The organism is uncultured Henriciella sp. (assembly GCF_964005855.1).
GTDB lineage: Bacteria > Pseudomonadota > Alphaproteobacteria > Caulobacterales > Hyphomonadaceae > Henriciella.
Genome location: NZ_CAXFSW010000010.1, coordinates 41,864 through 55,112, shown reverse-complemented (window position 1 = coordinate 55,112; position 13,249 = coordinate 41,864). Strand labels below are relative to the sequence as shown.

The 13,249-nt window shown below is 60.6% G+C and carries 8 protein-coding genes and 1 tRNA gene; 5 read left to right on the top strand and 4 right to left on the bottom strand.

The annotated features are described in order from the left end of the window. Window positions 1-73: 73 nt before the first annotated feature. The 4 genes from katG to ABNU55_RS11280 all read left to right on the top strand — a co-directional run bounded on the left by katG (window position 74) and on the right by ABNU55_RS11280 (window position 6,226). Entirely contained in the window at window positions 74-2,272 is a 2,199-nt protein-coding gene (gene katG / locus ABNU55_RS11295) for a catalase/peroxidase HPI (protein WP_290751971.1), read from the top strand. A 146-nt stretch (window positions 2,273-2,418) separates the two neighbouring features. Then, window positions 2,419-2,907 carry a (2Fe-2S)-binding protein gene (locus ABNU55_RS11290; RefSeq protein ID WP_290751969.1) on the top strand — a complete coding sequence of 163 codons (489 nt, stop codon included), beginning with the start codon at window positions 2,419-2,421 and terminating at the stop codon, window positions 2,905-2,907. Then, the gene (locus tag ABNU55_RS11285) at window positions 2,904-3,953 is read left to right on the top strand and encodes a xanthine dehydrogenase family protein subunit M (protein ID WP_290751967.1); all 1,050 of its coding nucleotides are present in this window, start codon (window positions 2,904-2,906) and stop codon (window positions 3,951-3,953) included. Before ABNU55_RS11290 ends, ABNU55_RS11285 begins: the two co-directional genes overlap by 4 nt. Then, on the top strand, window positions 3,953-6,226 hold the full coding sequence (locus ABNU55_RS11280) for a xanthine dehydrogenase family protein molybdopterin-binding subunit (protein ID WP_290751965.1): 2,274 nt from the start codon (window positions 3,953-3,955) through the stop codon (window positions 6,224-6,226). Before ABNU55_RS11285 ends, ABNU55_RS11280 begins: the two co-directional genes overlap by 1 nt. Here ABNU55_RS11280 and ligD read toward each other — a convergent pair. Continuing rightward, complete coding sequence (gene ligD / locus ABNU55_RS11275) at window positions 6,223-8,730, bottom strand: DNA ligase D (RefSeq protein ID WP_290751963.1); 2,508 nt, start codon at window positions 8,728-8,730, stop codon at window positions 6,223-6,225. The two genes, ABNU55_RS11280 and ligD, sit on opposite strands and share 4 nt — an antisense overlap. A 6-nt stretch (window positions 8,731-8,736) precedes the next feature. Next, window positions 8,737-9,600 (bottom strand): Ku protein, encoded by an 864-nt coding sequence (locus ABNU55_RS11270; RefSeq protein ID WP_290751961.1) that lies wholly within the window; start codon window positions 9,598-9,600, stop codon window positions 8,737-8,739. 155 nt (window positions 9,601-9,755) lie between these two features. On the opposite strand from ABNU55_RS11270, the gene ABNU55_RS11265 reads away from it, so the two are divergent. After that, window positions 9,756-12,269, top strand: coding sequence for a vitamin K epoxide reductase family protein (locus tag ABNU55_RS11265; RefSeq protein WP_290751959.1), 2,514 nt, complete (start codon window positions 9,756-9,758; stop codon window positions 12,267-12,269). A gap of 114 nt (window positions 12,270-12,383) precedes the next feature. On the opposite strand, the gene ABNU55_RS11260 is transcribed toward ABNU55_RS11265, so the two are convergent. Both ABNU55_RS11260 and ABNU55_RS11255 read right to left on the bottom strand, forming a co-directional pair. After that, window positions 12,384-12,459: transfer RNA gene (locus ABNU55_RS11260), tRNA-Lys, on the bottom strand. Between the two features lie 50 nt (window positions 12,460-12,509). Beyond that, complete coding sequence (locus ABNU55_RS11255; RefSeq protein ID WP_290751957.1) at window positions 12,510-13,244, bottom strand: proteasome-type protease; 735 nt, start codon at window positions 13,242-13,244, stop codon at window positions 12,510-12,512. Between the last annotated feature and the right edge of the window lie 5 nt (window positions 13,245-13,249).

Sequence of the window (13,249 nt, the reverse complement as noted above, 5' to 3'; positions counted from 1 at the left end):
TTTGTTCGATGGAGCTTGATCCGGTATGTTCGAGGTTCAGATCAAAGTACAGCTAAGCAGGAAGGAAACGACCATGGCTGACGACGCCAAATGCCCCGTAATTCATGAGGATCGCCACTGGCTCTTCAAGGGCCCGCGCAACAAGGACTGGTGGCCGAAACTTCTCAACCTCGACATCCTTCACCAGAATCACCCTGCCGGTGATCCCATGGGCGAGGACTTCGACTATGCCGAAGCCTTCAAGAAACTCGACCTCAAACAGGTCAAGAAGGATATCGCCGCGACGCTGAAGGACTCCAAGGACTGGTGGCCGGCCGACTATGGCCACTACGGCCCCTTCATGATCCGCATGGCCTGGCACTCTGCCGGTACCTACCGTGTCGGTGACGGCCGCGGCGGCTCTGGCACAGGCCAGCAGCGCTTTGCCCCGCTCAACTCGTGGCCCGACAATGGCAACCTCGACAAGGCCCGCCGCATCCTCTGGCCGATCAAGCAGAAATACGGGGCGAGCCTTTCCTGGGCAGACCTCATGATCCTGGCCGGCAATGTCGCGCTTGAGGATATGGGCTTCAAGACGTTCGGTTTCGCAGGCGGCCGCAAGGACGTCTTCGAGCCGGAAAAGGATGTCTACTGGGGCACCGAGGAAGAGTGGCTCGCCACCTCCGACAAACCCAATAGCCGTTACAGCGAAGGCCGCGCGCTGGAGAACCCGCTCGCCGCTGTGCAGATGGGCCTCATCTATGTGAACCCGGAAGGCCCTGACGGTGAGCCGGACCCGGCCAAGGCGGCTGGTGACATCCGTGAAACCTTTGCCCGCATGGCGATGAATGACGAAGAAACCGTCGCGTTGATCGCTGGCGGCCACACCTTCGGCAAATGCCACGGTGCTGGCGACGCCTCCCTGGTCGGTGCAGAGCCGGAAGGCTCCGACATCGCCGCGCAGGGCTTTGGCTGGGCCAGCGAACACGAAAGCGGCGTGGGTGGTCATGCCATCACATCCGGACTGGAAGGCGCCTGGACGCCGACCCCGACAGAGTGGAGCATGAACTATTTCCGCATGCTGTTTGAGTACGACTATGAGCTCACCAAGAGCCCGGCTGGCGCCTATCAGTGGGAGCCAAAGAACCCGAAAGAGTCCGACCTCGCGCCCGACGCACATGAGCAGGGCAAGAAGGTCTCGACCATCATGCTGACGACCGACCTCTCCCTTAAGGTCGATCCGGAGTATGAAAAGATCTCCCGCCGGTTCTATGAGAATCCAAAAGCGTTCGAGGATGCTTTCGCGAAGGCGTGGTTCAAGCTGACCCACCGCGATATGGGGCCAAAGTCCCGCTATCTCGGTGAAGAAGCCCCGCAGGAAGACCAGCTCTGGCAGGATCCAATCCCGCCGGTCGACCATGACCTTGTGGATGCCTCCGACATCAAGGCGCTGAAAGAGAAACTCCTCTCTTCCGGCCTCTCGGTTTCGGAACTCGTCTCAACAGCCTGGGCATCGGCGGCCTCCTTCCGTGGCTCCGATATGCGCGGCGGGGCTAATGGCGCCCGTGTGCGTCTTGAGCCGGCGAAGAACTGGGCAGCCAATAATCCTCAGCAGCTTGCCAAGGTTCTTTCCAAGCTGGAAGAGATCAAGAAAGGCTTCGACTCCGGCAGCAAGAAGGTGTCGATGGCCGACCTCATCGTCCTCGGCGGCTGCGCTGCTGTCGAGAAGGCAGCCAGGGATGCTGGCCACGATATCGAGGTGCCATTCACCCCGGGCCGTACCGACGCCACCCAGGAAATGACGGACGTCGACTCCTACGCCTTCCTTGAGCCCAAGGCAGATGGTTTCCGCAATTTCGTGAAGGCCGAATATACGGTCCCGGCTGAGGAACTTCTCGTGGACCGTGCTCAGCTCCTGCGTCTCAGCGCGCCGGAAATGACTGTCCTGGTCGGCGGCATGCGTGTCCTCGGCACGAATTCCGACGGCAAGCCGCATGGTGTCTTCACCAAGCGTGTCGGCCAGCTGACGAATGACTTCTTCGTCAACCTGCTGGATATGGGCACGGCCTGGAAAGCGTCCGAAGAGAACGAGCATCTCTATGAAGGTCATGACCGCGCCAGCGGCGACCTGAAGTGGACGGCGAGCCGCGCCGACCTCGTCTTCGGCTCGAACTCCCAGCTTCGGGCGATTTCCGAAGTCTATGCCGAAAACGGCCATGAAGCGAAGTTCGTGAAGGACTTTGTGAAGGCCTGGAACAAGGTGATGATGCTCGACCGGTTCGACATCAACTAGGTCGCACGCCGATCTGCAACTTAAGAGCGCCCCGGCTTGGCCCGGGGCGCTTTGACGTTGGGGCAACATATTAAATCGGTCCCGATTCCTCGCATTCAAACCTCCTGCACACTAAGTCTTCCCGAGAACGGCAGCGCGGAGGGAATATGGCGCTTCGGATATCACTGAAAATCAATGGCAAGATGCACGAGCTGGCGCTCGAAGATGCTCGCCCGACCCTGCTTGATGTGCTGCGCGAGCGCATCGGGCTGACAGGCACCAAGAAGGGGTGCGACCGCGGTCAGTGCGGCGCCTGCACCGTGCTGGTCGATGGCCGGCGCGTGAATAGCTGTCTGTCTCTGGCCGTCAGCCTTGAAGGTGCCGACATCACGACGGTCGAGGGCCTGGCCGACGGCGAAACACTCCACCCCGTCCAGGCCGCGTTCATTGAAAATGACGGCTTCCAGTGCGGCTATTGCACGCCCGGCCAGATCATGAGCGCCGTCGGCTTCATTTCCGAACGGGACGGGCATGCGACAGCCGAGGAGATCCGTGAAGGCATGAGTGGCAATCTCTGCCGTTGCGGCGCCTATGCCGGCATACAGGACGCCGTCATGGACGCGCAGTTGCGTATGTCGAACGAGGGCAAGTCATGAAGACCTTCGATTATCAGCGCGCCGAAAGCGTGGAGACAGCCGTAAAGGCGGCAAGCGAGCCGGGTAGCGTCTTTTATGCCGGTGGTACGAACCTTCTCGACCTCATGAAAGCCGGGGTGCGCCAGCCGGACCGGCTGATCGATATCACGCGTATTGAGGGCCTCGACCGCATTGAGACCGGCAAGGATGGGTCGCTGCGGATCGGAGCTATGGTCCGCAATTCGGATATGGCCCGCCACCCCACCCTCCTCGCTGAATACCCCGCCGTGGCCGAGGCGTTGCTCGCCGGCGCTTCGGCGCAGCTTCGCAATGCGGCAACGGTGGGCGGCAATCTCATGCAGCAAACGCGCTGCAGCTATTTCTATGACCGTCATAGCGCCTGCAATCTGCGGGAGATGGGCCAGGGCTGCGATGCCTTGGACGGAGAGAATGGCAAACACGCCGTACTCGGCTGGACCAAAACCTGTATCGCCGTGCACCCTTCCGATTTCTGCGTGCCTCTGGCCGCTCTTGGCGCGGAGGTTGAAGTCACCGGCCCGGACGGGCACCGGAGGCTCACGATTGATGACCTCTACACCCTGCCCGGCGAGGGACAGGCCCCAGGCACCGCACTGAGAGATGGCGATCTCATCACCGCCCTCATCCTGCCATCTGGCGGGAAGCGGTTTGCCGCCCGCGCCCGCTACATGAAGCTTCGCGACCGGACCTCCTATGCCTTTGCCATCGTCTCGGCGGCGGCCATGCTGCAGATCGGCGATGGCCGCATCAAGGATGCGCGCCTCGCGCTTGGCGGTGTCGCTGCAAAGCCCTGGCGCGCCACGAAAGCCGAAGCCGTATTGAACGGCGCGGAAGCCAGCGAGGCTTCCTATCGCAAGGCAGCCGATGCCGCTCTCGCAGACGCCGCCCCCTCCGGCGATAATGCGCACAAGATCGAGCTGGCCAAACGTATCCTGATCCGTGCCCTGAAATCCGCCGCGGCCGGCACGCCGCCGAAGATGCCGGCCCTGCCCGGCTCCGTCTTCGCGGCTGGAAAGGAGGCCCGATAATGACCGACAAACCGATGGTTGCCGCCCACCATGTCCGGCTCGGCTCCAATGCGGGTCAGCCCATGACCCGCCGCGACGGGCTCGCCAAGGTGACGGGCACAGCGACCTACGCCGCAGACAACCGCCCTGATGGCCTGCTGCATGCCGTCTATGTCGAAGCAGGAATCGCACGCGGGCGGGTCAACGCCCTGGAGATAGAGGCCGCGCTCAAGCATCCAGGTGTTGTCCATGTCATGACGCCGGACAACACACCGGCCCTCTCACAAAACCCCGATGAGAAAACAACGCCTTTCACGGCGCGTATCGATGTGCTGCAGCATGACAAGGTACGCTATGCTGGCCAGCCCGTCGCCGTCGTCATCGCCGAAACGCTGGAAGCGGCTCAGGAAGGGGCGCGCCTCGTTACTGCGGACTATGAGGTTGAGCCCGCCCGTATCGGTTTCGACAATGGTGAGGCATTCGAGCCGCAGGCGGTCGGCATGAGTACACCGCCGGTCTTCTCGAAGGGGGATCTGGGCTCCGCGCGCAGCGAAGCTGCCCATTCGGTCAGCGCTGAGATGGAAACACCACTCCAGTACCATAATGCCATGGAAACCCATGCCGTCGTCGCTGAGTGGGACGGCGACAGGCTGACCGTGGACATGCCCAATCAGGCCATCGGTCTCGCCAAGCCAGGGATCGCGGCCTATTTCGGCATTCCTGCTGAGAATGTCACCCTGCGCTCGCCCTATCTCGGTGGTGGGTTTGGCTCAAAGGCGGTTCTGTTCGGCCCACAGATGCTCGGTATCCTGGCCGCAAGAGAAATGAAACGCCCCGTCAAACTGGCCCTGCGGCGCGATCAGATGTTCGGCCCGGTCCAGCATCGCAGCGCAACACGCCAGACCGTGCGCTATGACCTTGGAAGGGACTACAAATTCAAGGCCATGGAACATCAGGCCGACGTATCGACCAGCAGTTTTGACGACTGGCTGGATGGGGCCGCGAACGCCTCCCTCAGCGTCTATGCCGTTGAAGCCATGAAAGCGAGCCATCGAGGGTTTCGCTTCGATACCGGCACGCCGGGCGCCATGCGCGCACCTGGAATCGCAACAGGCTCCGCCGTGGTCGAAACGGCGGTCGACATGGCCGCTGAAAAAGCCGGTATGGACCCGCTGGAATACCGGCTACTCAACTATGCCGACAAAGACCCCTCAAACGGAAAACCCTATTCCGCCAAGGCTTTACGTGAATGTTATGAGGAAGGCGCACGCGCCTTTGGATGGAAGGACAGACCGCTCAAGCCCGGCCTGATGCGCGATAGCGATGGTCTTCTAACCGGCTGGGGCATGGGCACGAGTATTTTCCACGCGCCCTTCTTTCCCGCAAAGGCGCGCGCTCTCCTGCGCAAGGATGGCAGCGCGCGTGCCGAGACCTCCGGCGCCGATATGGGACAGGGCGCCTGGACAGCCCTCTGGCAGATGGCGGCAGACGGGCTCGGCGTCGCTGCCGACGATCTCGATTTCGACATCGGCCACTCTGACCTGCCCGATGGGAGTATCGCAGGCGGCTCGGCCCACACCGCCTCTGCTGGCGGCGCTCTCTTTGCGGCCGGCAATGACGTTATCCGCCAGCTCGCCGAGATCGCGACGCAGGACAAGGAGTCTCCCCTTTTCGGCGCAGGCAATGAACGCCTTGTCGGTGATGGCGGACGCCTCTTCAAGGCAAGCGATCCGAATGTTGGTGAACGCTATACCGATATCCTGCAACGCGCCGGCATCGATGAGATCGAGGGCAAGGGCCGTGGCAACCGCGACAAGGCGAGCACCGAGACCTATGCCATGTTCTCGCATGGGGCGGTCTTCGCCGAAGTGAAAGTCGATCCCGACCTTTACCAGATACGGGTCAGCCGCCTTGTCGGTGCCTTCGCTGCGGGGCGGATCATCAATCCGAGGCTGGCGAAGAGCCAGCTGACGGGCGGGATGATCTGGGGCGTCAGCTTTGCCTTGCACGAGGAAGGCATTCACGACAAGCGCACTGGACGGCCGGTGAATAATGACTTCGCCGGCTATCATATCCCCGTTCTCGCAGACGTGCCGCATGTCGAGGCGCTTCTGGTGGATGAGGAAGACCCGCACGTGAACGATCTGGGCGTCAAAGGTGTCGGTGAGATCGGGATTACGGGCACGGTCGGCGCCATTGCGAATGCGGTCTGGCACGCAACCGGCCTTCGCACCGCGCGCTACCCCATCAAGATCGAGGATCTTCTGGAAAGGTCGATCGCGCGCAAGACCTAGTCGCCGGTCAGGACATCCAGCACGCTTTTCGAAATCGACTGGCGGACGTCGTCATAGCTCGCCCAGGGATCGGTCTTCAGAGAGCTTAGCCGACGGCGGATATTCGACAGCGTATAGTCTTGGCCGGAGCTGATGCCCGAAAGCTCATCCCAGCGCACCGGCGTTGCCACTGGCGCACCCGCTCGGGCACGCAGGGAATAGGGACAGATCGCCGTGGCGCCACGTTCATTGCGCAGCCAGTCGATGAAAATACGCCCCTTGCGTTTGGCCTTTGATGCTTCAGCGACGTAGGTATCCGGCGCCGCGTCAGAGAGCTTTTTGGCCAGGCCACGCGCAGCCGCCTTCACCTCATCCCAGCCTTGCCTGCGCTCCAGCGGTGCGATGACATGTATCCCTTTGCCGCCGGTGAGGAGCGCAAAGGTCTGAAGTCCAGCCGCCTCAAGAACGTCGCGCACTTCGTAGGCGGCTGTTTTAACATCGCCGAAGTCTAGCCCCTCATCCGGATCGAGATCGAGAACGAGCCTGTCAGGCTTCTCCAGCTTGTCGGTCCGTGACCCCCAGATGTGCAGCTCCAGCGCGCCGATCTGCGCCGCCGAGACGAGGGCTTCGGCTGAATTGAGAAGTAGATAGCTCGATGTCTCGCCATCCTTTTCCTTGATCTCCGTCTCGCCAATCGCGTCTGGTACGGAATCGGTATGGTGTTTCTGGTAGAAGCATTTTCCGCCAGCCCCGGACGGACAGCGCACGAGGCTCACCGGGTGGTCCTTGATATGCGGCAGCATCCGGGGCGCAATCCAGGCGAGGTATTCGGCGATCTCACGCTTTGTCGCGCCCTGTTCATCATAGACGACACGGTCCGGGTGGCTGATCTTCACGCCAAGGATCTTGCCATCCTCCTCATCGCTGACGTCCGGGGCGCCTTTCGTTTCCTCTGCCTTCTCTGCACCCGTCTTCACGTCTTCAGCCTCCTTGTCCTCACGCAGGCCCTGAAAACTCGGGTGACGTAAAAGCCCGTCGGGTGTGCGTTCTGTGTAGGCGATCTCGCCAACCAGTTCCGGCGTCAGCCAGACGGCGCCGCGCCTCGCCTCTGACGGGATGTCCGCAAAGGGGGTCGTCTTGCGTTCCAGCCTGTCCATGGCCTCGGCGAGCTCATCCATCAGCGCCTCATCGAAACCGGTGCCGACACGGCCCCGATACAGGAGTTTTCCGTCCTCGAACTCGCCCAGAAGGAGGGAGGCGAAGGGCCGCCCCTTCTTGTCAGACTTGCGATAGCCGCCGATCACGAACTCATCGCGTCCAACGCATTTCGACTTGATCCACCCGGAGCCGCGCCCCGACACATATTTCGCGGAGACTTTCTTGGAGACAATGCCTTCCAGACCCATGCCACAGGCCTTGCCGATCACATCCTCGCCCTTCCCTTCGATATGATCGGAAAAGCGGAGGATTTCGTCATCCTCCGGCATGATCCCTTCCAGGGCCGCCTTTCGTTCCGTAAGCGGCTTCCTGCGAAGATCCTGCCCGTCAAGAGACAGAAGGTCGAAGGCATAATAGGCGAGCACTGCTTCGCCCTCCCCCTTGGTTGCAGCCTGGAGCGAGGCGAAATGGCTGTGACCGCGATTGTCGAGGGCGACCAGCTCTCCATCGATCGCAGCACTCTCCACGTCGAGCGACGCCAGAGCCTTCGCAATCGATGGATAGCGTTCCGTCCAGTCCTTGCCATTGCGTGTGATGAGCCTGACCTGATGCCCGGCGATTAGCGCCTGAATGCGATAGCCATCGAATTTCAGCTCATGCAGCCAGTCTTCGCCCGCGGGCGGGTCGTCGCGCAGTTTGGCAAGCTGCGGCTCAACGAAATCGGGAAAGTCCGGCGCATCGTCTTCGCCCAGCACACTCGCCTCCCCGCTGGCAGCCGCTTCCTCGATCTCCTCGAAGTCCCGGTCCGAGGTCACACTCGTCTGCCACGTCTTGCGCGGATCGGCGTTGCGGTTGGCCTCCTCGTCCTTCTCCTTGATGAGGAGCCAGTTCTGCTTGTCCTTGGTGGAATTGTTTTTCATCAGCACAAGGGCCCAGCCCCCCTTCAGGCGCTGACCCTTGAGATCGAATTTGAGCGAGCCCTTCTTCAGCCCCTCTTCAGGGTCCTCACGCGGCTCCCATTCGCCCTGATCCCAGAGCATGACGGTGCCGGCCCCATAGCCATCCGGTATAACGCCTTCAAAGTCGCCATAATCCAGTGGGTGGTCTTCCGTGCGCACGGCCAGTCGCTTGTCAGCGGGGTCGAGGCTCGGCCCCTTGGTCACGGCCCAGCTTTTAAGCACGCCGTCGAGCTCCAGCCGGAAATCATAGTGGAGACGGCTCGCATCATGTTTCTGCACAACGAAGGAGAGCCCCTTTTTGCCCTTACCCTTCTTTCCCCGCCTGGAGGACCCATCAGGCTCAGGCGTGCGGCTGAAATCCCGCTTCTCGCGATAGGTCTTGAGATTGTCGCCTGCCGTCTTTGACATGATTGATCAGGCCGCCTTACCGGACTTCGATTTTGACTTCGACGTCGTGGATTGGGACTTTTTCTTCGATCTGCCTTTGTCCTTGTCGACGCTCTTCTTAAGCGCATCCATGAGATCGACGACCTTGCCGCGTCCGCCGGCCGAACCGCTATCTGCGCTATCGTCATGGCTGATCTCGCCTTCCTTGCGCTTTTCATCGATCAGTTCCATGAGCGCGTCGGCATAGCTCGACTTGAAGACGTCCGGCTTGAACGGCGCGGCCTTGCGTTCGATCAGCTCACCGGCCAGCTCCAGCATTTCCTTGTCGGGTTTGACCTCTGGGATATCGTCGAAAATCTTGTCGCTCTCGCGAATTTCATCGGCAAAGCGCAGCGTTTCCAGCAGCAGCCCGTCACCACAAGGCTTGATCGCGACGACATAGTCCCGCCCCCGCACCGCCATTTGCCCGAGTCCTACCATTTTGGCATCGCGCAGCGCATCGCGGATCACGGTGAAGCCTTCTGCCGCAACCTCATCATCGCGCGGCACGACATAATAGGGTTTTTCGAAATAGCGCGGATCGATCTCGCACGCCTCTACGAACTGGACGAGATCGATGGTGCGTTTGCTTTCCAGCTTGATCTCATCGAGTTCATCGGGCTCCAGCAGGACATATTCGTCCTTGCTGGTCTCAAAGCCTTTGACGATTTCGTCCTTGTCGACAGGCCCAACACCTTCGGCCACCTTCTGATAGCGGATGCGCTTGCCGCTCGGTTTATGGATCTGGCGCAGGGATATCCGCCGCTGCGACGAGGTCGCCGAGTAGAGCTCAATCCCGATATTGACGAGCGAAAGGCGCAGATAGCCTTTCCAGTAAGCACGCATTGCCATGTTGCCGGCCTCCAATGGCGAATCAATGCCGAGTGCAAGTTTCGGTTCCTTGGCCAGCCTCAACCAATTCGGAACGGCAGGCACAGCCCTGCGTTGCGAAACACATATGGTTCACACGTATTTTCTCTTCAGTCATCCGGCTACAGGTGAAAGAATTGAACGAACAGATTTCTGGAAAAGACTCCGCCCCGACCGCTTCCACCAGCGGTGAGACCAAACCCCTCGTGCTCATTACCGGGGCTGCAGGCAATCTTGGCACGTCCTTGAGTGAGAGACTTCGCAGCGACTACACAATTGTGGGCTTCGACATTCCGGGCACCGAGGCTGATTTCGACCTGATCGGCTGTGATATGACCTCCGACCAATCGGTCTCCGAAGCGATGGAGCGTCTGGCCACAGAGCACGGACGGAAGATCGCGGCCGTCATCCACCTGGCCGCCTACTTCGATTTTACGGGCGAGGAGCACCCGCTTTATCAAAAGCTCAACGTCGAAGGCACGCGCCGTCTTCTCGAAGGTCTGCAAGACTTTGAAGTTGGCCGCTTTATCTATTCCGGCACCATGCTGGTGCATGAAGCTGGAAAGCCGGGACAGCCCATCACGGAGGAGACAGCGCTCAATCCAAAATGGGCCTATCCCCAATCAAAAGCGCGGGCAGAGGAAGCGATCCGTGAGACGCACGGCGATATCCCCTACACCCTGCTCCACCTGGCCGGCGTCTATGATGAACATTCCGCCGTGCCCACACTGACCGAACAGATCCGGCGTATCTATGAGCGCAACCCGCACGGCCACGCCTATGCTGCTCCGCTCAGCGTAGGACAGGCCTTCCTGCACAAGGATGATATGGTCGAGGCTTTCGCTCGCGTCGTTGCCAAACGCGACGAGCTGCCTGCCGAAAACACGATCCTTGTCGGCGAACCGGATACGGTCAGCTATGGCGACCTGCAGAGGGAAATTGCCGAACTGATCCACGGCGATAGCGACTGGCGCACCTTTACTCTGCCAAAACCGCTGGCATCGTTCGGTGCCTGGATCGAGTCAAAGTCGGAACCTGTCGTACCGGATGACATAGATCAGGGCGAAAAGCCCTTCATCCGGCCTTTTATGGTCGACATGGCCGATGACCATTATGAGTTGAGCATCGACCGGGCCCGTCATGAGCTTGACTGGGAGCCGCGCCGGCGGCTGCGTGACACGCTTCCTGAAATGGTCGCAAACCTGAAGGCCGATCCGCTCGGCTGGTACAACACCAATGGCATTACTCCGCCGCCTTGGCTGACAGCAGCCGGCGAGAATGAGCATGAGCCGGAGGAAGTTCGCGCCGAGGCCGAAAAAGAGTCAATCGAGCAGCACCGCAATTTCCTATGGGCGCCCTTCCTGAACATGGCGATGGGCGCCTGGCTGGCGACCAGCCCCTCTGTGATCCCCTACAATTCAGTTCCGCTCATCTGGAATGACGTGCTTTGCGGGATCGCCGTCGTTCTGCTCGGCTTTCTGTCCTTGTCATGGAAACTGAGGCTCGTGCGCTGGGCCATTGCAGGCATCGCGGCGTGGGTCATGTTCGCCCCGCTCGCGCTGTGGGCGCCCACCGGCGCGGTCTATCTGAACCAGACCCTGAGCGGGGCCCTCATCTTCGGCTTTGCCGTCCTCGCGCGGCCCACGCCCGGCGTACATCAGGCCGCCGCCGTAACCGGGCCGACCATACCGCCCGGCTGGGACGAATCCCCCTCAAGCTGGTTTCAGCGCGTCCCGATTATTGCCCTTGCCGTCATCGGTTTCCTCATTTCCCGTCACATGACGGCTTATCAGCTCGGTCATATAGATGGCGTCTGGGAACCCTTCTTCTCAGGCGTGCCGGACAACGGAAAGAACGGGACAGAAGAGATCGTGACGTCGTCCGTATCGGAAGCCTGGCCGGTCCCCGACGCCGGTGTCGGCGCCTTCACCTATATGCTCGAAATCCTGATCGGCATTGTCGGCTCCACCCGCCGCTGGCGCACCATGCCCTGGCTGGTCCTCATCTTCGGCATCATGATCGTACCGCTTGGCATTGTCTCGATTACCTTCATCGTGATCCAGCCGATTGTAATCGGTACATGGTGCACGCTCTGCCTCATCGCGGCCGCCGCAATGCTGCTGCAGATTCCCTATTCGGTCGACGAGATCATCGCCACCATCCAGTTCCTGATCCGCCGCAAGAAAAAAGGGCGCCCGATCCTGTGGGTGCTCTTCCGGGGCGACACGGATGAGGGGCCCGACGAGCGCGTGGAGGATGACCTGCTCCAGCCCCCCGGCCAGATCATCAGCAAGATGATCTATGGCGGGATGACTTTCCCATGGACGCTGCTCGTCAGCATTGCGCTCGGCGTCTGGCTGATGTTCACCCGGCTCACTCTCGGCACAGACGGTGCGCTGGCAGACGCCGATCACTTGCTTGGCGCGCTTGTCATTACCGTAAGTGTCGCAGCCCTTGCCGAACCCATCCGCTCGATCCGGCTGCTCAACATGTTCCTTGGCGCAGCTGTGGCGCTCATGCCCTTTATCGTGGACGCCAGCCTGGTCCAGATGGCTGCCGACGTCATCGTAGGCCTGGCCATTGGCGCTCTCAGCCTGCCTCGCGGCAAGATCCAGCATCGCTTCGGCGACTGGAACCGGCATCTGATCTGATTGGGTTTGCCTTGCGCGGCGGCCGGCAACGGTTTCCGTCACAGGCCGTCGCGGCCCACCGACTATGCGAGGCGTGGAGGGCCACCATCTGCATCTATGGAAAAGCCGGAAAAGTGGTGCGCCTACAAGGATTCGAACCTTGGACCCGCTGATTAAGAGTCAGCTGCTCTACCAACTGAGCTATAGGCGCCGGCCACTTCGAACACGCCACTTAATGCGTCGGCGCGAAAAATCAAAGAGCTAGACTTCATATTGCGGCAAAGAAGCAAAGGCGGTTTTTAGCGCCTCGCTCCAATTGTCTGAAATCAGATTGTAGTACGGGTCGTCCTCCTCGATCCGGGTCTTTTTCAGGATGTCGAGGCTGTCGGTTTCGTAAAGTAGAAGATCCAGCGGCAGGCCCACTGAAAGGTTCGCCTTCAGCGTGGAGTCGAAAGAGACCATGAGCAGTTTGACCGCTTCTGCAAAAGACATGGCCGGGTCATGCGCCCGTACCAGGATGGGCCGGCCATATTTGGTTTCGCCGATCTGGAAAAAGGGGGTCTCCTTGCTTGCCTCGACGAAATTGCCTTCCGGGTAGATCATGAAGAGGCGCGGCTCGCTGCCAGCAATCTGACCGCCAAGAATGAGAGTGGCCCGGAATGGGGATTCCGCATCCGGGCCTGTAGCCGGCGCGCTTTCCTTGATGACTTCGCGAAGCGTCTTGCCAATAAGGCGCGCGGCCTGAAACATGGATGGCACTTCAAGGATGGAAGGATTACGCTCCTCCGGTGCCTTGGTGCGCTCCTCCAGCATGCTGACCACGGCCTGCGTGGTGGCCAGGTTCCCCGCCGTCAGAAGAACGAAAGTGCGCTCACCCGGAACGTTCCAGGTGAACATCTTTCGATACTTGGAGATGTTGTCGACGCCCGCATTGGTGCGGGTATCAGACATGAAGACGAGCCCCTTATCGAGGCAAAGACCCACGCAATATGTCATTTTTT